This is a genomic window from Cobetia sp. 1AS1 (assembly GCF_029846435.1).
GTDB lineage: Bacteria > Pseudomonadota > Gammaproteobacteria > Pseudomonadales > Halomonadaceae > Cobetia > Cobetia amphilecti.
Window position 1 is genome coordinate 275,758 of sequence record NZ_JARWKU010000003.1, and the last position, 22,480, is coordinate 298,237.

At 62.6% G+C, this 22,480-nt stretch carries 19 protein-coding genes and 1 tRNA gene; 12 read left to right on the forward strand and 8 right to left on the reverse strand.

What is annotated here, in order from left to right:
- Positions 1 to 64 precede the first annotated feature (64 nt).
- From QD280_RS08395 to QD280_RS08405, 3 genes are all read right to left on the reverse strand, one after another.
- Complete coding sequence (locus QD280_RS08395) at positions 65 to 493, reverse strand: organic hydroperoxide resistance protein (protein WP_054556341.1); 429 nt, start codon at positions 491 to 493, stop codon at positions 65 to 67.
- 98 nt (positions 494 to 591) lie between these two features.
- Entirely contained in the window at positions 592 to 1,449 is an 858-nt protein-coding gene (locus QD280_RS08400) for a DUF3883 domain-containing protein (protein WP_279838907.1), read from the reverse strand.
- A gap of 24 nt (positions 1,450 to 1,473) precedes the next feature.
- On the reverse strand, positions 1,474 to 2,337 hold the full coding sequence (locus QD280_RS08405; protein ID WP_279838909.1) for a YicC/YloC family endoribonuclease: 864 nt from the start codon (positions 2,335 to 2,337) through the stop codon (positions 1,474 to 1,476).
- 195 nt (positions 2,338 to 2,532) lie between these two features.
- On the opposite strand from QD280_RS08405, the gene rph reads away from it, so the two are divergent.
- Positions 2,533 to 3,279, forward strand: coding sequence for a ribonuclease PH (rph, locus tag QD280_RS08410; protein WP_043331764.1), 747 nt, complete (start codon positions 2,533 to 2,535; stop codon positions 3,277 to 3,279).
- A gap of 212 nt (positions 3,280 to 3,491) precedes the next feature.
- Here the strand turns inward: rph and QD280_RS08415 are convergent, their stop codons facing one another.
- A complete protein-coding gene (locus tag QD280_RS08415) occupies positions 3,492 to 4,259 on the reverse strand; it encodes an exodeoxyribonuclease III (protein WP_043331765.1) in 768 nt (255 codons plus the stop codon).
- Positions 4,260 to 4,345: 86 nt separating this feature from the next.
- Here QD280_RS08415 and pyrE point away from each other — a divergent pair, with 86 nt between their 5' ends.
- The 4 genes from pyrE to rep all read left to right on the forward strand — a co-directional run bounded on the left by pyrE (position 4,346) and on the right by rep (position 8,391).
- Positions 4,346 to 5,020 carry an orotate phosphoribosyltransferase gene (gene pyrE, locus QD280_RS08420; protein WP_107335804.1) on the forward strand — a complete coding sequence of 225 codons (675 nt, stop codon included), beginning with the start codon at positions 4,346 to 4,348 and terminating at the stop codon, positions 5,018 to 5,020.
- 55 nt (positions 5,021 to 5,075) lie between these two features.
- Positions 5,076 to 5,636, forward strand: coding sequence for a YfaZ family outer membrane protein (locus QD280_RS08425; protein WP_153636709.1), 561 nt, complete (start codon positions 5,076 to 5,078; stop codon positions 5,634 to 5,636).
- Positions 5,637 to 5,780: 144 nt separating this feature from the next.
- On the forward strand, positions 5,781 to 6,254 hold the full coding sequence (trmL, locus tag QD280_RS08430) for a tRNA (uridine(34)/cytosine(34)/5-carboxymethylaminomethyluridine(34)-2'-O)-methyltransferase TrmL (protein ID WP_279838911.1): 474 nt from the start codon (positions 5,781 to 5,783) through the stop codon (positions 6,252 to 6,254).
- 55 nt (positions 6,255 to 6,309) lie between these two features.
- Positions 6,310 to 8,391 carry a DNA helicase Rep gene (gene rep, locus QD280_RS08435; protein WP_054556336.1) on the forward strand — a complete coding sequence of 694 codons (2,082 nt, stop codon included), beginning with the start codon at positions 6,310 to 6,312 and terminating at the stop codon, positions 8,389 to 8,391.
- A gap of 30 nt (positions 8,392 to 8,421) precedes the next feature.
- On the opposite strand, the gene QD280_RS08440 is transcribed toward rep, so the two are convergent.
- Complete coding sequence (locus tag QD280_RS08440; protein WP_082388674.1) at positions 8,422 to 8,916, reverse strand: c-type cytochrome; 495 nt, start codon at positions 8,914 to 8,916, stop codon at positions 8,422 to 8,424.
- 144 nt (positions 8,917 to 9,060) lie between these two features.
- On the opposite strand from QD280_RS08440, the gene QD280_RS08445 reads away from it, so the two are divergent.
- Both QD280_RS08445 and QD280_RS08450 read left to right on the forward strand, forming a co-directional pair.
- Positions 9,061 to 9,137: transfer RNA gene (locus QD280_RS08445), tRNA-Arg, on the forward strand.
- 253 nt (positions 9,138 to 9,390) lie between these two features.
- Positions 9,391 to 11,013, forward strand: coding sequence for a coniferyl aldehyde dehydrogenase (locus QD280_RS08450; protein WP_347881958.1), 1,623 nt, complete (start codon positions 9,391 to 9,393; stop codon positions 11,011 to 11,013).
- A 6-nt stretch (positions 11,014 to 11,019) separates the two neighbouring features.
- Here the strand turns inward: QD280_RS08450 and rnk are convergent, their stop codons facing one another.
- From rnk to typA, 3 genes are all read right to left on the reverse strand, one after another.
- Positions 11,020 to 11,433 (reverse strand): nucleoside diphosphate kinase regulator, encoded by a 414-nt coding sequence (gene rnk, locus QD280_RS08455; protein ID WP_279838913.1) that lies wholly within the window; start codon positions 11,431 to 11,433, stop codon positions 11,020 to 11,022.
- A 187-nt stretch (positions 11,434 to 11,620) separates the two neighbouring features.
- Positions 11,621 to 12,511, reverse strand: coding sequence for a WYL domain-containing protein (locus QD280_RS08460; protein ID WP_043331776.1), 891 nt, complete (start codon positions 12,509 to 12,511; stop codon positions 11,621 to 11,623).
- A gap of 650 nt (positions 12,512 to 13,161) precedes the next feature.
- Complete coding sequence (gene typA, locus QD280_RS08465) at positions 13,162 to 14,970, reverse strand: translational GTPase TypA (RefSeq protein ID WP_279833892.1); 1,809 nt, start codon at positions 14,968 to 14,970, stop codon at positions 13,162 to 13,164.
- 641 nt (positions 14,971 to 15,611) lie between these two features.
- On the opposite strand from typA, the gene glnA reads away from it, so the two are divergent.
- The 5 genes from glnA to QD280_RS08490 all read left to right on the forward strand — a co-directional run bounded on the left by glnA (position 15,612) and on the right by QD280_RS08490 (position 22,408).
- On the forward strand, positions 15,612 to 17,018 hold the full coding sequence (glnA, locus tag QD280_RS08470) for a glutamate--ammonia ligase (RefSeq protein ID WP_043335758.1): 1,407 nt from the start codon (positions 15,612 to 15,614) through the stop codon (positions 17,016 to 17,018).
- Between the two features lie 467 nt (positions 17,019 to 17,485).
- Positions 17,486 to 18,178, forward strand: coding sequence for a DUF4124 domain-containing protein (locus QD280_RS08475; protein WP_279838914.1), 693 nt, complete (start codon positions 17,486 to 17,488; stop codon positions 18,176 to 18,178).
- 262 nt (positions 18,179 to 18,440) lie between these two features.
- Positions 18,441 to 19,535, forward strand: a complete 1,095-nt coding sequence (glnL, locus tag QD280_RS08480) for a nitrogen regulation protein NR(II) (protein WP_264158090.1) — start codon at positions 18,441 to 18,443, stop codon at positions 19,533 to 19,535.
- Positions 19,532 to 20,941 (forward strand): nitrogen regulation protein NR(I), encoded by a 1,410-nt coding sequence (ntrC, locus tag QD280_RS08485; protein ID WP_043335756.1) that lies wholly within the window; start codon positions 19,532 to 19,534, stop codon positions 20,939 to 20,941. Before glnL ends, ntrC begins: the two co-directional genes overlap by 4 nt.
- A gap of 129 nt (positions 20,942 to 21,070) precedes the next feature.
- Positions 21,071 to 22,408, forward strand: coding sequence for a deoxyguanosinetriphosphate triphosphohydrolase (locus QD280_RS08490; protein ID WP_043335753.1), 1,338 nt, complete (start codon positions 21,071 to 21,073; stop codon positions 22,406 to 22,408).
- The last annotated feature ends 72 nt before the right edge of the window (positions 22,409 to 22,480 follow it).

Below are 22,480 nucleotides of genomic sequence, written 5' to 3' on the forward strand. Positions count from 1 at the left end.
CGCACCATCAAAAACGCCGCCCCGAGGGGCGGCGTTTTCGTGTCTGGCGATCAGCCGTCAGCCATCAGACGCTGACGTTCAGCGTCACATCGATGTTGCCACGCGTCGCGTTGGAGTACGGGCACACCTGGTGCGCCTTCTCGACCAGCGCATCCGCCTCGGCCTTGTCCATGCCCGGCAGGCTGATATCCAGCGCCACCTCGATACCGAAACCGGCCGGAATCTGGCCGATGCCCACCTTGCCGGTGATCTCCAGGCCTTCCGGCAGCGTCACGCCGTCAGTGCTGGCCACGTGCTTCATGGCACCGATGAAGCAGGCAGAGTAACCCGCCGCGAACAGCTGCTCCGGGTTGGTACCTTCACCGCCGCCACCGCCCAACTCCTTCGGCGTGCTCAGGGTGACATCCAGCGCCCCATCGGAAGAACGCGACTTGCCCTCACGACCCCCAGTGGTAGTGGCTTCTGCACGGTACAGCACTTGTTCGATAGACATGCCTGACTCCTTGAGCGGAAAAGCCCTCAGTCGAGGGATGCAGACAAGATGGCGCTTGTCGGGCAGAGTTTCAATTGCTGAGGGACGGGGCCAGACATTCACAGCAGGTGCGCGCGATAGCTCTGCGGGTTGAGCGTCAATTGCGGGTAGAGGTCACCCCTCAAGCAGTACATGTTGGGTTGGGTTAAGAAGCTAAAGATACGGAAAAGGTGGTAGTGCTCAGGATTGGCCTGCGAGCACTTGAGTTCATTTGGCGTGATGAAAAAAGCGCACTCTTTGGCAAATGCCGTCGTCTTCACCTCGATCCAACGCTCTCGTCCATCCGCATCAAAGGACAGGACGTCATAGCCCAAGCCATCGCCCAGGGTTTCCGCCACATGCTCGACCTTCTCGGCCAGCGATGTCAGGCCTTCTTTTCTAAGGCGCATCTTCTCAAAGGCCACCACAAAGCGTTCGCCAGCACTCCCCAGTGCATGGTTGCGGGCTTCTCGCGCCAGGTAATCGCGCTTAACCGGTGTGGGCGTCGCGTAACGCTGTTTGGCTTCCTGCACGCTGGACTGAGGCGTCTTGGATTCCGGTGGTGTGACAATGATGGAAGTATCTTTTGGGGCCGGTGCATCAATGACCGGTCGGTCTGCTGCATTGCGTGCTGCCTGATCGAATAGCTCAGTACGCAGTAGGTGGCGCTCAACAACATCGACCAGCATGCCCTGATAGTTACTCATCGGCTTGTAGCCGTTGATATAGGGGCAGTCGGCATCGCGCAGCACGGCACTGATATTTTGATGCTTAAATTCGATAGAAGCCTTTGAGCGATTATTTAATTTCTCGGCAAGCTCACGATTGTGGTCCGTTTTCACGTAATGCTGGCCGCAAAGTTCTGCAACCAGCATCTTCTTGTACGTTTCGACAATCGCTGTGACTTCTTCACCACTCCATGGTTCGGGTCTGCTCATCCGGCTAGCTCCTTTGGCGGGATATCACTCGATATTCTGAATCTGCTCGCGCATCTGTTCGATCAGCACCTTGAGCTCGACGGCGCAGCGGGTGGTGTCGGCGACGACGGACTTGGAGGAGAGGGTGTTGGCTTCGCGGTTGAGTTCCTGCATCAGGAAATCGAGGCGGCGGCCGATGGGGCCCTTTTGGGTGAGTTGGCGACGGACTTCGCCGACGTGGGTGTCGAGGCGGTCGAGCTCTTCGTCCACGTCGGCCTTCTGGGCCATCAGGGTCAGTTCGGCTTCCAGGCGTTGCGGGTCGAGGGTGGCGCGGACTTCTTCGAGGCGGGCGAGCAGGTTCTCGCGCTGGCGGACGAGGATGTCCGGCATCAGGCGGCGGACTTCGGCGACGTGGGTGTCGACGCCATCGAGACGTGCGCTGATCAGCTCGGCGAGGCGCTCGCCTTCGCGGGCGCGGCCTTCGATGTGCTCGTCCAGCGCGCGCTTGAACAGGTTGAGGGCATCGGCCTTGATGCGTTCTTGATCGGCGCCTTCGCGTACCAGCACGCCGGGGTAGTCGAGCAGGGCGAGGCGTGAGGGCTGCGGGGCGTCCGGGCAGTGCTGGCCGACTTCGGCGAGCACGCGGCTGAGTTCACCCAGGCGTCTGGCATCGACGGCGAGGCTGTCGGCACCGGCTTCGGCGTCAAAGCGCAGCGAGAGTTCGACCTTGCCGCGGTTGAGGCGCTTGCGCAGGCCTTCGCGGAAGGCGCTTTCGAGTTCGCGCAGGCTGTCGGGCAGGCGGAAGTGCGGTTCGAGATAGCGCTGGTTCACCGAGCGCAGCTCCAGCGTCAGGGTGCCGTAGTCGGCTTCATGGGTCTGGCGGCTGAAGGCGGTCATGCTGTGGACCATGACGTGCTCCTTGTCGGTTGGCTGTCAGAAGAGGGGCGGCGCGTGAGCGACCGCGCTGATAGCCTGAAGTGTACGCGTGCCGCTCTTGAGCGCCCAGTGATCAGGAGCAGGTCTGGCCCGCGCGGCGCGAAGGTCGTCGCCCGTGGCTGCGGCGTGTAGACTCTGGCCTCCCGAATACTGCAACAAGGAATCCCCATGAGCGAAGCCAACGTGACCCGTCCCAGTGGCCGTACCCCGGAGCAGCCGCGCGAGATCCGCCTGACCCGTGAGTTCACTCGTCACGCCGAGGGTTCGGTGCTGGTGGAGTTCGGGGAGACCCGCGTGCTGTGCACCGCCTCTGTCGTGGCTGGCGTGCCGCGCTGGCTGCGCGGTTCCGGCAAGGGCTGGCTGACCGCCGAGTATGGCATGCTGCCGCGTGCGACCCATACCCGTAATGATCGTGAAGCGGCGCGTGGCAAGCAGGGTGGCCGCACGGTGGAGATCCAGCGTCTGATCGGCCGTGCGCTGCGCGCCGCGGTAGATCTCAAGAAGCTGGGCGAATACACCATTACCATCGATTGCGATGTGCTGCAGGCCGATGGCGGCACGCGTACCGCGGCGATCACCGGTGGCTGTGTGGCACTGGTCGATGCGCTGCAGGGCCTGCAGCGTGAGCGCAAGATCAAGACCGACCCGCTGGTGAGTCTGGTCAGCGCCGTCTCGGTCGGCATCTACAAGGGCGTGCCGGTCACCGATCTCGACTACCCGGAAGACAGCAAGGCCGATACCGACATGAATGTCGTGATGGCCGAAGGCAAGGGGCTGATCGAGGTGCAGGGCACGGCCGAAGGCGCGGCCTTCGATCGCGCCGAGCTCAATGCGCTGCTGGATCTCGCCGAGCGTACCGGTGAGCAGCTGTTCGCCGCACAGCGCGCCGCACTCGGCATGCCGGCCGACGCCTGAGTTCTGCGACACGGCGCTGTGTCATGAGTGCCATGTCATGAGTGCTGTGTCGTGAGTGTCATGTCATGAGCGCTGCGTCATGAGCGCTTGATGCCAGACAGAAAACGCCCCCACCGCTTGCGCGATGGGGGCGTTTTCGTCAGTGCCCGAAGGCACATCATGCGACTGGCAGGGTGGCCCGAGGCCGAACGCTCAAGGGGTGACAGCGTGCATCACAGCTCGAGGTCGTACTCGACGATGACCGGTGCGAACTCGCTGAAGGTGGCATCGGTGTCGATCCAGGCGTCCTTGATATGACGACGCAGGTTCGGGTCGATGACCTGATAGTCGAGGCGCCAGCCTTCCTGACGGGCGCGCGGCTGGTCACTGTCCAGCGCTGGCCACCAGGAGTACTGGTCGGCATCGCGATTGACTTCGCGGAAGGCGTCGATGAAGCCGATCGGGCCGAAGACCTGATCCATCCATGCGCGTTCTTCCGGCTTGAAGCCCGGCGTCATCTGATTGTCGGACCAGTTGGCGAGGTCGACAGTCTTGTGGGCCACATGCCAGGTGCCGCAGATCATGTAATCACGACGCTTGCGGCGCAGCTTGCTGAGGTATTCCTGATACTGCTCCATGAAGGCGCCCTTAGCAGCCGGATCACTTCCGTCAGGCATCAGGAAAGAGCAGATGCTGAAGCGGTCGTAATCGGCCTGCAGGTAGCGGCCTTCGTTATCGCACTGCTCGAAGCCCAGTCCATACATGATGGCCTTGGGAATCTGGCGGCAGTAGAGGCCGACCCCCGAGAAGCCGTCTTTTTCGGCGTCCAGGAAGTAGCCTTCGTACCCTTCCGGGTAGAGGATGCTGTCGTCGAGCTCGAAGCTCTTGGCCTTGAGGTTCTGGATGCAGACGACGTCGGCGTCCTGACTGGCAAGCCAGTCGAGGAAGCCGCGGCTGACCGCTTCTCGAATACCATTGACGTTAACTGTAGCGATTTTCATACGTGGTCCCTGGTTCGTCGCGCCTGTATGATACCCGAGCTTTAGACGATTTGGTAAATGGCTAACGAATTCAAAGGTGATATCGGATGCAGGACTACCAGCGGGAGTTCATTGAGTTTGCCATCGAGCAGGACGTGCTGCGGTTTGGCGAGTTTACGCTCAAGTCCGGGCGGGTGAGCCCCTACTTCTTCAATGCTGGTCTCTTCCGCTCCGGACAGGCCCTGGCGCGTCTGGGACGCTTCTATGCGCGTGCCATCGTCGAATCAGGCCTGGAGGCCGATGTGCTGTTCGGCCCGGCGTACAAGGGTATCCCGCTGGGTGCCGTGACGGCCGTGGCGCTGGCTGATCATCATGATCGTGACATGCCGTTCACCTTCAATCGCAAGGAAGCCAAGACCCACGGTGAAGGGGGCTCGTTGGTCGGCGCGCCCCTCGAAGGCCGCGTGATGATCATCGACGATGTCATCACCGCCGGCACCGCCATCGGCGAAGTGATGGAGATCATCCACGCCGAGAGCGCCAAGGCGGCGGGCGTCGTGATCGCACTGGACCGTCAGGAGCGCGCTCCCGATGGTCAGGGAGGCCTGAAGGCGAACAGCGCCATTCAGGAAGTGGAGGCACGTTTCTCCATGCCCGTGGTCAGTATCGTGACGCTCGACCAGGTGCTCGAATATCTGGAACAATACGCACAGCAGGAACTGTCTGGGCATGCGGTCGCGATTCGCGACTACCGTGCGCAATACGGTCTCCAGGGCGCCTGAGAGCGTTCATGACCCGCGCAGCATTACCTTCCCAGTCACGTACAGAGGTGCATACATGACAGCTCACCGTAACATTCTCGGCCTTTCGGCAGCCATCCTCGCTGCCAGTCTGTCCGCCCCGGCCATGGCCGGCAACGCTGACCTCAACCTGAATAGTGAAGCCGTTCAGGGCGAAATCAATGGCGAGATCGGCAATGGCGTCCAGCTCGGCGGCGGTATCCTGTCCAGCGATGACCACGACGACGTCACGGCCGGTCACGTCCAGCTGCTGGGCACCGAGCGCACCAGCGAATACGACGTGGGCCTCGGCGCACGCTGGAGCCAGTACGACACCGACCACGGTGACGGCGGCGGTCTGGGCCTCGGCGGCTACGGCTACTACTACCTGCCGGGCGCACCGCGCGTCTCGCTGGGTGGCTACGGCTACGTGACCCCGGACGTGGCGACCAGCAACGACCTCGAGCACAGCTACGAATACGGCCTGCGCGCACGGTATCAGGTCATCGACAACGTCGAAGGCTATGTCGGCTACCGCAAGGTGAAGGCCGACTTCGAGAACCGTGACGAACGCACGCTGGATTCCGGCCCGCTGGTCGGCATGCGTCTGCAGTTCTGAGGCGGGTTCTCGGCAACGCGTGCTCCGCGTGAGTCACGCATTGCGGTAAGATGGCGGGCCCTTCGGGGCCCGCTTTGCGTTGTCATGGCCAGGTGAGCATCGCCGGCCAGCCCCCTGTTTTCGCCTTCTGCCGCGAGTCTGCTCATGCTCGATATCGTGCTCTATCAGCCCGAGATTCCGCCCAATACCGGCAACATCATCCGGCTGTGTGCCAACACCGGTTACCGCCTGCATCTGATCGAGCCGTTGGGGTTCGAGCTGGATGACAAGCGCCTGCGCCGCGCCGGTCTCGATTATCATGAGTGGGCACGTGTGCAGCGCCATGCCAGCCTCGATGACTTCGTGGCGAGCGTGAAACCTTCGCGGGTCTTCGCGCTCTCGACGCGTGGTCGCACCGCGCCGCATGAGGCCAGCTTCCAGGCCGGTGATGCGCTGGTGTTCGGCCCCGAGACCCGCGGCCTGCCACAGGCGATGCTCGACAGCCTGCCCCGCGAGCAGGTGTTGCGCCTGCCGATGCTGGCCGACAGCCGCAGCATGAACCTGTCGAATGCCGTCGCCGTGGTTGTCTACGAAAGCTGGCGTCAGCTGGATTTTTCCGGTGCCGTACAGCTCGATTGATCAAACGCATCGTGTTTGAGATGACCTACTTCCCCTCGCCCAGCAGGACACCGTGATGACCGAGATCCGTGATCGCCTCGCCAAGCTCAACCCCCGCCAGCAGGAAGCCGTGCGCGCCATCGATGGCCCCTGTCTGGTGCTGGCCGGTGCCGGATCAGGCAAGACCAGCGTGATCACGACCAAGATCGCCTATCTGGTGCAGGAATGCGGCATGAAGGCACGCAACATCGCCGCCGTGACCTTCACCAACAAGGCGGCGCGCGAGATGAAGGAGCGTGTCGGCAAGATGCTCAAGGGTCGCGAGGGCCACGGGCTGATCGTCTCGACCTTCCACACCCTCGGCTTGACCATCATCCGCGGCGAGCTGAAGACACTGGGCTACAAGCCGGGCTTCTCGCTGTTCGATACCGATGACGCCAAGGTGTTGATCAAGGAGCTGATGCACAAGGAAGCCGACACCGACGCCGAGCAGATCAACGCGGTGCAGAGTCAGATTTCCACCTGGAAGAATGACCTGATCCTGCCCGGGGCGGCGCTGTCGCATGCCGAGGACGAAGACGCCCAGTACGCGGCGGTGATCTACGAGGCCTACAACCGGCATCTCAAGGCCTACAACGCGGTCGACTTCGATGACCTGATCCTGCTGCCGGTGGTGCTGTTCCGTGATCACCCCGAGGTGCTGGCGCGCTGGCAGCGGCGTATCCACTACATGTTGGTCGATGAGTATCAGGACACCAACATCAGCCAGTATCTGCTGGTGAAGATGCTGATGCAGGAGCGCCAGACCTTCACGGTGGTGGGCGACGATGACCAGTCGATCTACGCCTGGCGCGGCGCGCGCCCGGAGAACCTCGTCACCCTCGGTGAGGACTTCCCGCGCCTGAACCTGATCAAGCTGGAGCAGAACTATCGCTCCACCGGCATCATCCTGCGCGCGGCGAACACCCTGATCGCCAACAATCCCCACGTCTACGACAAGACGCTGTGGTCGCAGATGGGCGATGGCGACCCGATCCGCATCATCATGAATCGCAACGAAGAGGCCGAGGCCGAGCGCGTGGCGGGCGAGATTCTCACGCGGCGCATCAAGGAAGGCGCCGAATGGCGTGACTTCGCGGTGCTCTATCGCGGCAACTTCCAGGCGCGCCTGCTGGAGCTGAAGCTGCAGCACTACCAGATTCCCTACAAGCTCTCCGGCGGCACCTCCTTCTTCGGGCGCAACGAGATCAAGGACGCGATGGCCTACCTGCGTCTGCTGATCAATCCGGCGGACGACAACGCCTTCCTGCGCATCGTCAACGTGCCGCGGCGGGAAGTCGGGCCGGGTACGCTGGAGAAACTGGCCAACTACGCCACCGGGCGTGGCGTGTCGCTCTACGCCGCCTGCAGCGAGATGGGCCTGCGCGAGCAGCTGAGCGAGCGTGCGCTGGACCGCCTCGGCCGTTTCACCCACACGCTGGACCGGGTGCGCCGCGAGATGGACGCCGGCCAGTCGATCAGCGCCATCCGCGAGCTGTTCCGCGAGGTGGATTACGAAGGCTGGCTGTATCAGAACGCCAGTGCTCCCAAGATCGCCGAGCGGCGCATGGCCAACGTCTGGATTCTGGTCGATCAGCTCGAGAAGTCGATCAGCGGCAATCCGCAGGAAGAGGTTGAGGAGCTCGAGGGCAGCGAGGCGATGATCGGCGATACCGAGACCGGCGATGTCGCGGCGGCCATCTCACGCCTGGTACTGCGCGACATTCTCGAGCAGCAGGCCGAGGAAGATGACTCCGACCGCGTGCAGCTGCTGACGCTGCATGCCTCCAAGGGCCTGGAGTTTCCACATGTCTACGTGCTGGGGCTGGAGGAAGACCTGCTGCCGCACCGCAACTCCATCGAGATGGACACGGTGGAGGAGGAGCGCCGCCTCGCCTACGTCGGCATCACGCGGGCGCGGCGCACCCTGGTGCTGACGCTGGCGCGCCAGCGCAAGACCTACGGCGAGATGATGGACTGCGTGCCGAGCCGCTTCCTGGATGAGTTGCCGCCGGAAGACCTCGAGTGGGAAGGGCGGGCCGACAAGCCGCAGGATCAGGAGAAGAAAGTGGCCCGCGGGCGGGATGCCATCGCGGGCCTGCGTTCGCTGCTGGGCTGATGTTGATTGTCGGGTACTGTGCGCTGAGACTCAGCGCACGGAGTCGAGCAGGTAATCCACCGCGGCCTTCACTTCCTCATCGGAAAGCGCTGGGTTGCCGCCCTTGGCCGGCATGGCATTGAAGCCTTCGATGGCGTGGGTGTAGAGCGTCTCGTCGCCCTTGGAGAGGCGGCCTTCCCAGTCGCCGGCCTCGCCCAGGCGCGGGGCACCGGCGGCGCCAGTGGTGTGACAGGCCATGCAGATGCCACCGTAGACCTTCTCGCCGTCTATCGCGCTGGCGGCACTGGCTTGCCCGCCAGCGCCGCTGTCCGCCGGCGGCGAGCTCGCTGCCGAGCCATCACCGGCGCAGGCATCGCCCTTCACGCATAGCTCGCCCACCGGCTTGAGTCGCTCGGCAATCGCCTCGCGGGAGTTGTCTGCGGCCTGTGCGGACGCGCTGACAAGCACGCTGAACAGCATCGCGCTCAATGAGAGTGACAGGGAAGAGCGCTTGAGGGGAAAAGCAGCTGGCCGGCGAGCTTGCATGGCGTGCACCTTTTGGGGCTGTGTATCGAGCCAGTATAGCGCTCGCCGGAGGCGCAGCAACCGCGTGGCTGGCGGGATATCTCGACATCGTAGAATCAAGACGTTACCATAAGCTCGCCTCGGTTCACTGCAACCTTGGCATGCGCGCCCATAGCTCAGCTGGATAGAGTACTGCCCTCCGAAGGCAGGGGTCGCAGGTTCAAATCCTGCTGGGCGCGCCAACGAATTCCCGTCACCGGCACCATTGCCGGTCGACACCCGAAAAGCCCTCGTACCTCACGGTGCGGGGGCTTTTTGCATTGCGGCGTGCGGCAGCGGCGCAGGCGACTTTCTTTGACGTCATCAAACGAGTGTTCTAAAACGGGATGAGCTACGCTGGCGCTTCTGCTCGCGCCGGTCGCTGTCGCCTGGTACGCCATACTCGTGGCTGTCTGCCTTCGCTGCTGGCTTCGCCGGCCCTCACTGGATGTTCTCATGACGACTGCCGCCCCTGTTGATCCTGCTTCGCCTGAATCTGCTGCTTCGCCTGCTGTCTCGCCTGCTGGCTCGTCTAATGAGAGCAGCGAGGCTGCTACCCGGGAAATCACGCGCATGCAGGCGCTGCTGGAAGACCAGCGCGCCGCCTACGGCCTGTCGCCGATGCCCAGCGCTAACGAGCGCCAGGCCTGGCTGACTTCGCTGCGTGATGCGCTCAAGTCACACGAAGAGGCCCTGATCGCGGCGATCAGCGCCGATTTCGGCCACCGCAGCGCCCATGAGACGCGTCTGGCCGAACTGGTACCGAGCTACGAAGGCATTCGTCATGCACGCCGTCACCTGAAGGGCTGGATGAAGCCCTCCAAGCGCCATGTCAGCGCTGCCTTCCAGCCGGCCTCTGCGCGCGTCGTCTATCAGCCGCTGGGCGTGGTCGGCATCATCGTGCCCTGGAACTATCCCCTCTATCTGGCGATCGGCCCCTTGATCAGCGCCCTGAGTGCCGGCAATCGGGTGATGATCAAGATGAGCGAGTTCACCCCCGAGACCGCCGAGGCGCTGCGCGTGATGCTGCTCGATGCCTTCGATGAGGTGCAGGTGGCCGTGGTGATCGGTGAGGCCGATGTGGCGGCGGCCTTCTCGGCCTTGCCCTTCGACCACCTGCTGTTTACCGGCAGCACGGCGGTCGGCAAGCATGTGATGCGCGCCGCGGCGGACAACCTGACCCCCGTGACGCTGGAGCTGGGCGGCAAATCGCCGGTGATCATGTCGCGTGAACTGATGGCGGATGAGACGCAGCGTCGTGAAGCGGCGGGGCGGCTGGCCTTCGGCAAGGGCATGAACGCCGGCCAGACCTGCGTCGCGCCGGACTATGTGCTGTGCAGTGAGGACCAGGTCCCGCTGCTGGTCACGGCACTGGGCGAGGCCTTCCAGCGCTTCTATCCGCGCTTCTGCGAGACGCAGGACTATTCGCGCATCATCAATCAGCGTCAGTACCAGCGCTTGCGAGAGGTGCTCGAGGACGCCCTGGCGAAGGGTGCGACACTCAGGCCTCTGGTCGACAGCCCCGACTGGAATGACCCGGAGCTGGTCGAGAAGCGTCTGATGCCGCCGCTGGCGTTGCTCGAGGTAACGGATGAGATGCGCGTGATGCAGGAAGAAATCTTCGGCCCGCTGCTGCCGATCGTCGGCCTGTCGGACCCGGGGGCAGTGGATGAGGCGGAGGGCGAGACGAGTGTGAAGGACACGTTGCTTGAGGCACCGGCGGATACGCTGTCCGTCGCGATGGCCTATGTGAACGCCCGGCCCCGGCCGCTGGCGCTGTATTACTTCGGCCACGACAAGCATGAACAGCAGCGGGTCACCGAGGGCACGCATGCGGGCGGAATGTGTCTGAACGACACCCTGCTGCATGTGGCGCAGGATGACATGCCGTTCGGCGGCATCGGGCCGTCGGGGATGGGCCATTATCATGGCAAGGAAGGCTTCCAGACGCTCAGCAAGGCCAAGGGAATCTTCGCCAAGGGGCGCATGAATGGCGCGCGGCTGATGTATCCGCCCTATGCCGATGGGCCGACAGCGCGCGCCATCCATGGTCTTATCCGCCGCCTGCTGATGCGCTAGGCGCTGTCAGCGGTGCAGGTCGCCGGCACTTTCCGGCTGGTAATGCAGCGCCTCGATACGCACCTCGTGCAGGCTGCCATCCGGCAGCCGCCACTCGATGAGGCTGCCGACCTTGAGGCCGAGCAGGGCAGCCCCCAGTGGCGCCAGCACTGACAGGCCATCCTGCTGGCCGAGCAGCGCATGCGGATAGACCAGCGTGCGCACCAGAGTCTGCTGGCGGGTCAGGTCCGTGAACTCCACGCGGCTGTTCATGCTGACGATATCGGCGGGCACCTCGTGAGGCTCGACGACCTCGCCGCGCTCCAGCTCATCCTCAAGCTGTTCTGCCACCTGACGGTCGGCGGCGGCAACGCGATCAATCAGGCGCTCGAGGCGTTCGGCGTCCAGACGATTGATGATGATCGAGGGAAGTGTGGCCATGAGACCTCCTGTCAGTCGTGGTGTCAGCCCCTTGCGAGCAAGGCCTTGCTGGACACCAAAAAAACAGCCCTCCGCCGGGAAGGGCGAAGGACTGTGTGCAGAAGTCATCATATAAACTTCGCTCGGCGATGGATAGCCCATTCAGGCAACTGAGGTCAGCGCGAGGACAGACCCGCTCACTCCCGCGTCAGGCGCTGGAGCTGACGAACAGCCAGTCAGTGATCTCGTCGCGATTGAGCACGACCAGCTGCTGGGCGCGGGGAGACTCTTCCAGATGGTCCGGATTGATGCCCAGCTCGCGCAGGACGTACTGCACCAGGGCGCCGCGTGTCGGCAGGTGCAGCTCGCCATCCACCATGCCGTGGTCCTGTTCTATCAGGCCGCGCTCGGCGGGCGTCAGGCGCGGATCGGCACCCAGCTTCAAGGTGACTCGCGTCTCCCAGCCTTCATCGCACTCGCGCTGGCTGCCCTCGAGGGCTTCACCGAACAGCTCCGGCACCGCGCGGAATCGAGACAGCACGAAGTCACGAAAAGCCCGGTTCTTCTCGCAGAAGGCGCGCACATGCCAGCGGCCAGCGGCGTAGACCAGCGTATGCGGACACAGGATGCGCTCCTCCCCCTGGGGGGAGTTGAGAGAGGCATAGGTCACCTCGAGACGCGCGCCCTGACTGGCGGCTTCGATCAAGGCCCTGACCACCGGCGGACTGGCGCTGCGTGACGGCAGGCGCAGGGCCTCGGTGTTTGCCTGACCTAGCCCCAACCCGGTGAAATGCGGATTCAGATTGTCGTGATTGCCCAGCAATTGCAGGTATTCATCGACCTCACCCCGCGTCAGCATGGGGCAGAAATTCGCCGACGGACGGTAGCCCTTGATGACGGGGTCATACTCGAGATTGTTCTCGGCGACCGTCTCGCGGTAGGTCTTCATGACGCGCGAGGCTTGCTGTCTGGCGATACCGAAGGCGTTGCCCAGATGACGCGAAGTGACTCGCCCCTCCCACAAGGCGATGATCTCGATCAGGCGGTAACGCGCCAGCGTGTCCCATGGCAGGACTTCGAGGCGTTGCTTGATGCTCATTGCTGAATCCTTTCATACGGGTCTTCTGGAGCGTATTCGTGACGCATTGCACACACCGGGCTTGGCAATGGCGACACATGGCGAGTGCTCACGAGGATCGGTAAGAGGACCCTGCTCCGGGTGGCGTGTGGCGAACAAGTCTTCGTTAACTGCAGGATATGCATAAAGAAAGCTCCGGCAGAAGATACCTGCTCCGTTGCGTTGACCCTAGTGACTGCGCATCGACGTCTCGTTTTTGCGTCGTTCAAACGCGACGCATCATTAGAATTCGACGATTAATCCTCGCTCGATGACGTGTAATTGCGCCCTGTAAAGAAATCAAGGCATCATGTTGCGCGTCGGCATCGGCTGCTTATGAGATGCTCTGAATGAATATGCTATATGCGCAACACGAATATGCCTCATATAACCCTCATTTAAGTGTTAGAGATGCCTCAGGCCAAGGTATCGCGCAAAGTTCCCTTATTCTGCGAGCCCTAATAGCGACGCACTTCCTGCAATGACATTCATAAGTATTAGAGAGATGGTCATGCTGCCCTTTGCGGCAACAGCGAAAAGTGCTCAAACGCAAAAGACCCGCCGAGTTGGCGGGTCTTTTGCGTTTGAGCACGATGCCCCCTGCCATCAGGCAGGGGGCAGGCTGGGCCAGCTTACTTGCTGGCGCGCTTGCGCTCGTTCTCTTTCAGGTGCTTCTTGCGGATACGGATGTGCAGCGGAGTGACTTCCACCAGCTCATCGGCATCCAGGAACTCGATCGCCTGTTCCAGGGTGAAACGAATCGGCGGCGTCAGCACGATGTTTTCATCGTTGCCGGTAGAACGCATGTTATCGAGCTTCTTGGCCTTGGTCGGGTTCACGACCAGGTCATTGGCACGGTTGTGGATACCGACCAGCATGCCTTCATAGACTTCGGTACCGTGACCGATGATCAGCTTGCCACGTTCCTGCAGGGTGTACAGGGCGTAGGACAGTGCCTTGCCCGGCACCATGGAGATCATGACGCCGTTGCGACGCTCGACGCCTGCGCCTTCCTTCAGATCACCGTAGTGATCGAAGCGGCTGGTCAGGATGCCGGTACCGGACGTCATGGTCAGGAACTGGCCACGGAAGCCGATCAGACCGCGAGACGGGATGATGAAGTCCAGACGCACACGACCCTTGCCATCCGGGTTCATGTTGGTCAGCTCGCCCTTGCGGTAGCCCAGCTCTTCCATGATGGAGCCCTGGTGCTGCTCTTCACAGTCGATGATGACTTCTTCGTACGGTTCCTGCTTCTTGCCGTCGATTTCCTTGATGATCACTTCCGGACGGCCCACGGCCAGTTCGAAGCCTTCACGACGCATGGACTCGATCAGAACGGAGAGGTGAAGCTCACCACGACCGGAGACGACGAACTTCTCCGGAGTCTCGCCTGGCTCGACGCGCAACGCGACGTTGTGGATCAGTTCCTGTTCCAGACGCTCACGGATGTTGCGGCTGGTGACGAACTTGCCGTCCTGACCGGCGAACGGAGAGTCATTGACCTGGAAGGTCATGGAGACGGTCGGCTCATCGACGGTCAGCGGCGGCAGCGCCTCGACAGTGGCGGTGTCGCAGATGGTGTCGGAGATCGCGAGGTTCTCGATACCGGTGATGCAGACGATGTCGCCGGCAGTCGCCTTGTCGGTCTGCACGCGGTCCAGACCCATGTGAGTCATGACCTGGCCGATCTTGCCCTTACGGACAGCGCCTTCCTTGGTGATGATGGAAACCTGCTGACCCGGGCTGACGGCGCCGCGCTTGATGCGACCCAGACCGATGACGCCGACGTAGCTGTTATAGTCCAGTGCGGAGATCTGCATCTGGAACGGGCCGTCCAGCTCGACCTTCGGCGGCTCGACGATGTCGACGATGGACTGGAACATCGGGTCCATGGTGTCTTTCAGGTCTTCCGGATCCATACCGGCAATGCCGTTGAGGGCAGAGCAGTAGATGATCGGGAAGTCGAGCTGCTCGTCAGTCGCGCCCAGGTTGTCGAACAGATCGAAGATCTGGTCAACGACCCAGTCAGGACGAGAGCCCGGACGGTCGATCTTGTTGACGACGACGATCGGCTTCAGGCCCTGGGCGAATGCCTTCTGGGTCACGAAGCGAGTCTGCGGCATCGGGCCATCGACGGCATCGACCAGCAGCAGCACGGAATCGACCATGGACATCACGCGCTCGACTTCGCCACCGAAGTCAGCGTGCCCAGGGGTATCCACGATGTTGATGTGGTAGTCGTTCCACTGGATCGCGGTGTTCTTCGCGAGAATGGTGATGCCGCGCTCTTTTTCCTGGTCGTTGGAATCCATGATGCGTTCCTGACCCTCGGCCTTGCGGTCCAGGGTGCCAGACTGACTCAGGAGCTTGTCGACCAGGGTAGTTTTACCGTGGTCAACGTGGGCGATGATGGCTATGTTGCGAAGTTTCTCGATCACGACGGGAACCTGTGCGGAAAATGGGCGCTCGCGTACCGGGCGCTTGTGATTTGGGGCGCATTATAGGGGGCATGGCATGCCTCCTGCCAGCATCGTGCATTCACGAGGCGAGTCAGCGAGTGCCTTCAATTGGCCTGAAGTGCCCAAATGGTTGTCTCTCAAGTCTTTTCCGCGCCCTTGTCGCGGATGAAAAAAACTTGTGAGTCGAGGCAAACATGAGGATGAAAGAAAGAAATGACCGCAATGTGATGCTGACGTGATCATCGGGTGTGAGCGGGGAACTCCCGGGATTCAGCGTTTTGCACCAATGTGGCGCAATGGCGTTTTTTGGTGCACTCAAATGATGAATCTGCACTGCGCGGCAAGAATTTTTGCACCTTGTCGGCCCATCTTTGGTCGGGTTTCCGTGCTGCATGCATGAAGATGGTGATGTTTTTTTTCAGCATATTCATGAGCTTACTGAAATGACCGATGCGGCGTGCGCCATTCTGGCACGCTCGCTGCATTGTTAGAGCATCCTGTCTGATGGCTGGCATAACGACGCCGACCATGAGAGAAAAGGCTTACAAAATAGAGCAATAACCCCAGACAACGCTGACACCAACTGTAACCAGAGCCGCCGGCTCCATCGGAGAATTACCATGGCTGAGAAGACACTTGCCCTGATTGAAGAACACGAAGTCAAGTGGGTTGATCTGCGCTTCACCGACACCAAGGGCAAGGAGCAGCACGTCTCCATCCCGGCGCGTACAGTGGATGAGGAATTCTTCGAGAACGGCCAGATGTTCGATGGTTCCTCCATCGAAGGTTGGAAGGGCATCAACGAATCCGACATGATCCTGATGCCGGACGACGGCACTGCCTTCCTCGACCCGTTCACCGAAGACACCACCCTGGTGCTGCGCTGCGACGTCATCGAGCCGGCCACCATGCAGGGCTATGAGCGCGATCCGCGTTCCGTCGCCAAGCGTGCCGAGGAATTCCTGAAGTCCACCGGTCTGGGCGACACCGCCTTCTTCGGTCCGGAGCCGGAATTCTTCATCTTCGACGAAGTGCACTGGAAGAACGAGATGAACGGTTCCATGTTCAAGATCTCTTCCGAAGAAGGTGCCTGGGCGACCGATTCCACGCCGGAAGGTGGCAACCTGGGTCACCGTCCGCGTCTGAAGGGCGGCTACTTCCCGGTCCCGCCGATCGACAGCTTCCACGATATCCGTGCTGCCATGTGCAACACCCTGGAAGCCATCGGTCAGGAAGTCGAAGTTCACCACCACGAAGTGGCGAACGCCGGCCAGAACGAGATCGGCGTCAAGTTCAACACCCTGGTCAAGAAGGCCGATGAGGTTCAGGAACTCAAGTACGTGATCCACAACGTGGCTCACGCCTACGGCAAGTCCGCGACCTTCATGCCCAAGCCGCTGGTCGGTGACAACGGTTCCGGCATGCACGTTCACCAGTCCTTCTGGAAGGATGGCGACAACCAGTTCGCCGGTGACGAGTACGCGGGTCTGTCCGAAATGGCCCTCTACTACATTGGCGGCATCATCAAGCACGCTCGTGCGCTGAATGCCTTCACCAATGCGTCCACCAACTCCTACAAGCGTCTGGTGCCGGGCTTCGAAGCGCCGGTCATGCTGGCCTACTCTGCCCGCAACCGCTCCGCTTCCATCCGTATCCCGTACACCGCCAGCCCGAAAGGCAAGCGTGTCGAGGCGCGTTTCCCAGATCCGACGGCCAACCCGTACCTAGCGTTCTCCGCGATGCTGATGGCCGGTATCGACGGTATCAAGAACAAGATCCACCCGGGCGACGCGATGGACAAGAACCTCTACGACCTGCCGGCCGAAGAAGCCAAGTCCATTCCGACCGTGGCCGAGAGCCTCGAACAGGCCCTGACCGCGCTGGACGGCGATCGTGAGTTCCTGACCCAGGGCGGCGTCTTCACCGACGACATGATCGATGCCTACCTCGAGCTGAAGGGCGAAGACGTCCAGCGCCTGCGCATGGCGACTCACCCGCTCGAATTCGACATGTACTACAGCGTCTAAGTACAGCAGCGTCTAAGTACTGCAGAGGTTGAGGCAGACATTCGCTAGCCACGCCATCTGACGGAGTGCCTTCCAGGTGAAGGCCATCCCCGGACGATGACGACAGCAGGGCCATACCGACAGGTGTGGCCCTGTTTTCGTTGTGGCCCTGTTTTTCGTTGTGGCCCTGTTTTTCGTTGTGGCCCTGTTTCGTTCTATCTCTTTGCTCTGATCCTTTGCTCTGCCCTGATCCTTTTCCCTGAGATCGGCCATGCTGATGACAGGCGCGGAGGGCGCGGTGGTAGCCTTGCGTGACAGTCAATGCACACAGGCATCTTGTCGAAGGCCCCAAATGCTGGCATCAACGCGGTAAGCTTTGTAACTTGTTAGCCTTGTCATCAGGCAGCAGGATCGCCTGTCGATAGACCCAACCCGCTGGAGCTGCCTGCGGCTTCTGGCCTCCCATGACTCTCTTCAGGAATCTTCGGATGTGGCCCTTCGTATCCTCCCTGCGCGTCGCGAACCCCGCGACTGACTCGCGTGCACTGCCAGCAGCGCGCCCCGAGCCACTGCAGTGCCTGCTGCTGGCAGCGACGCTGATGCTGTCGAGCCTGTCGTTCGATCTTCAGGCGGCCCAGGTCTATCGTCACGTCGATGCCAACGGCAACGTCGTCTTCAGTGATCAGCCTGCGGGCGGCAGCAAGGTGCAGCTGACGCCGCTCAGCGTGGTGCCGTCGACGGAATCCCTGCCGCCGCGGCGCAGTACGTCGTCGCGCGTGAGTTCTTCCTCATCCAGCGAGAGCACCCGCACCCGGGCGCCTGCGGTGGATGTGGCCTTCCGTGGCTATACCACCTTCACCATCCAGAGCCCGTCCAACGAGGAGACGCTGCAGACCGGGCAGGCGGGCAATCTGGCGGTGCGCCTGGGAATCGAGCCCAAGCTGCGCCCGGAAGACAAGGTGCGCGTGACCGTGGACGGCGCGCCGTCTCAATCCGCCATGCACAGCACCGTCTTCATGGTGCCGGCGCTGGAGCGTGGCAAGCATGTCATCCAGGCGGAGCTGCTGGATTCCACCGGCCGCGTGCGCCAGACCAGTGAGCCGAAGGTGGTCTATGTGCAGCGCGCCAGCGTCAATCTGCCTCGCAACCCCAACAACCCTGCCAATGCTGGCGGTGGCTAGCAGCGTCTGGGCGGCCTTTTTCTTCGCGCGTTTCTCCTTCGCTGACAGGCCGCCTTCGGGCGGCTTTTTCGTGTCCGGGCCAGTCGATGTCGGACCGCCTGGCGGTGAAGTGAGGCAGCGCGAGCTCGAGCGCGATTTTCCGCCTGCACCATTTTGGTGCCAATATGAGGGGCCAGAAATGGTTGCACAGCATCGGACGCCGTGTTCTCGGTGCCTGCACCAGACTGGCGCGGTTATTGCAGAACAGGGAGACGTACTGCAGATGGCGAACAAACCCATGCATCAACGACTGCTCGAACACCTGAACACTGCCGTGGTGGTGCTGGACTCACAGCTGCAGATGGTCTGGATGAATCCCGCCGCGGAGACGCTGCTGGCGGTGAGTCTGGTGCGTGTGAAGGGCAGTACGCCCGACAACATGACCGGGCTGGATGACACCCTGATCAATGTGCTGCGCAAGGCGCTGGAGGAACAGCACCCCTACACCCAGCGTGAGGCCGAGATCATCAACGCGGCCAATGAAGCGCTGACGGTGGATTTCACCGCGACGCCCATCAGCGCCAATGAACTGCTGGTCGAGATAGAACCGCGTGACCGCCTGATGCAGATCTCGCGCGAAGAAGCGCTGATCGCCCGCCAGGAGGCGGTCAAGGTGCTGACGCGTGGTCTCGCGCATGAGGTCAAGAATCCGCTCGGCGGCATTCGTGGCGCCGCCCAGCTGCTCGAACGTGATCTGCCCGAACCGCAGATGGTGGAATTCACGCGCATCATCATCGAGGAGGTGGACCGCCTGCGTGATCTGGTCGATCGCATGCTCGGGCCGAACCGGCCGCCGCTGCAGGCGCCGGTCAATGTGCATGCGGTGACCGAGCGGGTGCGGGCCTTGCTGCAGGCGGAAGGCAGCGCCATCACCTTGAGCGCCGACTACGACCCGAGCCTGCCGGAGGTGATCGGCGACGAAGGTCAGCTGATCCAGGCGGTGCTCAACATCGCGCGCAATGCCACCCAGGCCCTCAATGAGCAGCCACAGCCCGATTCACCGCAGCCTGACGCCGCCCCTTACGAGATCACGCTGCGGACCCGCGCTCGCCGGCAGTTCACGCTGGGCCATGAGCGCCACCGGCTGGTCTGTGAGCTGGCGATCATCGACAACGGCCCCGGCATTCCGGAGAGCCTGCGCGAGACGCTGTTCTACCCGATGGTCTCGGGGCGCGCCGAAGGCTCAGGGCTCGGGCTGTCGATCGCCCAGGGCATCCTGCACCAGCATCAGGGGCTGATCGAGTGTGACTCGCGCCCCGGCCATACCGAATTCCGTTTACTCATTCCGCTAGCCGGCACTTCTGGAGATCACACATGAGCGAGACTGCCCGCGTCTGTATCGTCGATGACGACCGTGCCATTCGCTGGGTGCTGGAGCGCGCTCTGGCACAACCCGACCTCGAGGTGGAAACCTTCGAGCGTGCCGATCAGGCCGAAGCCAGCATCATGCGCCAGTGCCCGGATGTCCTGATCACCGATATCCGCATGCCCGGAACCGATGGTTTGGACCTGATGGCGCGCGTGCGCGAGAAGTACCCGGACCTGCCCGTCATCGTGATGACGGCGCATTCCGACCTCGACAGCGCCGTGGCCTCCTATCAGGGCGGCGCCTTCGAATACCTGCCCAAGCCGTTCGATGTCGATGAAGCGCTGGCGCTGGTACGGCGCGCCGTGGCGCATGCCCGCGAATCCAAGGCGCCCGCCGCCGTGCCGGAAGGGCTGACCAAGGAAATCATCGGCGAAGCGCCGGCGATGCAGGAAGTCTTTCGCGCCATCGGCCGCCTGTCTCAGTCGCATATCACCGTCTTGATCAACGGCGAGTCCGGTACCGGCAAGGAGCGCGTGGCCCAGGCGCTGCATCAGCACTCGCCGCGCGCCGCCAAGCCGTTCATCGCGCTCAACATGGCGGCGATTCCCAAGGACCTGATGGAATCGGAGCTGTTCGGCCACGAGAAGGGCGCCTTCACCGGCGCCACGGCGCTGCGCCGCGGGCGCTTCGAGCAGGCCGATGGCGGCACGCTGTTCCTCGATGAGATCGGTGACATGCCCGCCGAGACCCAGACCCGCCTGCTGCGCGTGCTGGCCGATGGCGAGTTCTATCGTGTCGGTGGCATCACGCCGGTCAAGGTCGACGTGCGCATCATCGCCGCGACGCACCAGCATCTGGAAAAGCTGGTCGAGGATGGGCGTTTCCGTGAGGATCTCTTCCACCGCCTCAATGTGATTCGCGTGCATCTGCCGCGCCTGTCGGAGCGCCGCGAAGACATTCCGCGCCTGATGAGCCACTTCCTGGGCGAGGCCGCGCGTGAGCTGTCGACTGAGCCCAAGGTGCTGACGGAGGCCGCGGAGAAGCACCTGACGCGCTTCGACTGGCCGGGCAACGTGCGCCAGCTCGAGAACACCTGTCGCTGGCTGACGGTGATGGCCTCGGGGCGTGAAGTGATGATCGAGGACCTGCCGCCGGAGCTGCGCGATGCCAGCGGCACCGAGGCGGCCTCCGGCGATTGGCGTGGTGCCTTCCGCGAATGGGCGGACCGCGCACTCGCCGCCGGCCACACCCATCTGCTGGAAGAGGCGGTGCCCGATTTCGAGCGCATCCTGATCGAGACGGCTCTCAAGCATACCGGTGGCCGCAAGGGCGAAGCCGCCGAGCTGCTGGGCTGGGGCCGCAACACCCTGACCCGCAAGCTCAAGGTGCTGTTGCCGGCGCTGGCCGAGGACTGAGGACAGCCTGAGTGGGCTGGAGACAAGGAGAACAGGGTGCCACAATCCCTGTTCTCTTTTTTATGCGCGTCATTCACCTGTTATCTGCTCGTCGGCGCCAATACTCGGCGCCTGCCAAGGAGTTGCCTGATGTCATCGATGAGCTGGGAGCGACTGCTGGAACCGAGTCGCCTGCATGACGCACCGGGCACCGTATCGCGTGAGATGGGGCGGACACCCTTCCACAAGGACCACGACCGCATCGTGTTCGCGGGCTCCTTCCGTCGCCTGGGGCGCAAGACCCAGGTCCACCCGCTGACCGACAACGACCACATCCACACGCGCCTGACCCACTCGCTGGAAGTCGGCTGCGTCGGTCGCTCGCTGGGCATGATGGTCGGCGAGAAGCTCAAGGAGCAGTTGCCCGACTGGATCACACCGTCGGATCTCGGCGTCATCGTCCAGACCGGCTGCCTGGGGCATGACATCGGCAACCCGCCCTTCGGGCATGCCGGAGAGTACGCCATCCGCGACTGGTTCGCCGCCGAGGCCGCCAGTGATCACGGTCGGCTGGCCGGGCTGAGCGATGCCGAGCGCGAGGACCTGCTCACCTACGAAGGCAATGCCCAGGGCTTTCGCATCGTCACCCAGATCGAATACAACCAGTTCCATGGCGGCATGCGCCTGACGGCAGCGACGCTGGGCACGCTGCTCAAGTACCCGTGGACGGTGGAGCACGCCACGGCGGGCGGCAAGTTCGGCTGCTATCAGAGCGAGCGCGTGCTGCTGGATCAGGTCGCCGAGCGCTGCGGTTTGCTGGCGCGGGCCGATGGCCGCTGGTGCCGTCACCCGCTGGCGTGGCTGGTCGAGGCCGCCGATGACATCTGCTATGCGCTGCTGGACCTGGAAGATGGCCTCGAGATGGGCATCCTGCAGTTCGAGGAGGTGTTCGAGATTCTCACCGGCATCAGCGGTGGCGAGCCGCGCGAATATCAGGAGATGGTCGCCCGCGGCACCTCCCAGCGGCGCAAGGTGGCGGCGTTGAGAGGCGCGGCGATGGAGCGTGCCGTCAATGATGTCGCCGAGGCTTTCGTGCAGCGCGAGACGGAACTGCTGGCCGGCACGCTCAGTGAAGACCTGCTCGACCTGTGCCACCCCGACCTCGGCTGGGGCGTGCGGGAAGCCAAGAATCTGGCGCGCCAGAAGATCTTCCGCAACGAGCGCAAGGCCAAGCTGGAGATCGGCGCCTACACCACGCTGGGTATCCTGCTCGAGGCCTTCATCGGCGCTGCGCATGAGCTGCATACCAAGGGGCGCTCCAGCTTCAAGCATCAACGTGTGCTGGCATTGATCGGCGAGAACACGCCGACCAAGGACTGGGATCTCTACCGCAGCTATCGGCGCATGCTCGACTTCATCGGCGGCATGACGGACCACTTCGCGGTGGATCTCGCCCAGGAGATGGGCGGGCGCCTGCGCGGCGACTGAGCCCGAGGCGCCATCAGCCCGATCATCTCAAGCCTGATTACTTCCACCAGGGAGCGGCAGCAGTGCCGTACC

Coding starts and splice junctions, on each gene's coding strand:
- QD280_RS08395 (WP_054556341.1), bottom strand. CDS start 493: ATGTCTATCGAACAAGTGCTGTACCGTGCAGAAGCCACTACCACTGGG.
- QD280_RS08400 (WP_279838907.1), bottom strand. CDS start 1,449: ATGAGCAGACCCGAACCATGGAGTGGTGAAGAAGTCACAGCGATTGTC.
- QD280_RS08405 (WP_279838909.1), bottom strand. CDS start 2,337: ATGGTCCACAGCATGACCGCCTTCAGCCGCCAGACCCATGAAGCCGAC.
- rph (WP_043331764.1), top strand. CDS start 2,533: ATGAGCGAAGCCAACGTGACCCGTCCCAGTGGCCGTACCCCGGAGCAG.
- QD280_RS08415 (WP_043331765.1), bottom strand. CDS start 4,259: ATGAAAATCGCTACAGTTAACGTCAATGGTATTCGAGAAGCGGTCAGC.
- pyrE (WP_107335804.1), top strand. CDS start 4,346: ATGCAGGACTACCAGCGGGAGTTCATTGAGTTTGCCATCGAGCAGGAC.
- QD280_RS08425 (WP_153636709.1), top strand. CDS start 5,076: ATGACAGCTCACCGTAACATTCTCGGCCTTTCGGCAGCCATCCTCGCT.
- trmL (WP_279838911.1), top strand. CDS start 5,781: ATGCTCGATATCGTGCTCTATCAGCCCGAGATTCCGCCCAATACCGGC.
- rep (WP_054556336.1), top strand. CDS start 6,310: ATGACCGAGATCCGTGATCGCCTCGCCAAGCTCAACCCCCGCCAGCAG.
- QD280_RS08440 (WP_082388674.1), bottom strand. CDS start 8,916: ATGCAAGCTCGCCGGCCAGCTGCTTTTCCCCTCAAGCGCTCTTCCCTG.
- QD280_RS08450 (WP_347881958.1), top strand. CDS start 9,391: ATGACGACTGCCGCCCCTGTTGATCCTGCTTCGCCTGAATCTGCTGCT.
- rnk (WP_279838913.1), bottom strand. CDS start 11,433: ATGGCCACACTTCCCTCGATCATCATCAATCGTCTGGACGCCGAACGC.
- QD280_RS08460 (WP_043331776.1), bottom strand. CDS start 12,511: ATGAGCATCAAGCAACGCCTCGAAGTCCTGCCATGGGACACGCTGGCG.
- glnA (WP_043335758.1), top strand. CDS start 15,612: ATGGCTGAGAAGACACTTGCCCTGATTGAAGAACACGAAGTCAAGTGG.
- QD280_RS08475 (WP_279838914.1), top strand. CDS start 17,486: ATGTGGCCCTTCGTATCCTCCCTGCGCGTCGCGAACCCCGCGACTGAC.
- glnL (WP_264158090.1), top strand. CDS start 18,441: ATGGCGAACAAACCCATGCATCAACGACTGCTCGAACACCTGAACACT.
- ntrC (WP_043335756.1), top strand. CDS start 19,532: ATGAGCGAGACTGCCCGCGTCTGTATCGTCGATGACGACCGTGCCATT.
- QD280_RS08490 (WP_043335753.1), top strand. CDS start 21,071: ATGTCATCGATGAGCTGGGAGCGACTGCTGGAACCGAGTCGCCTGCAT.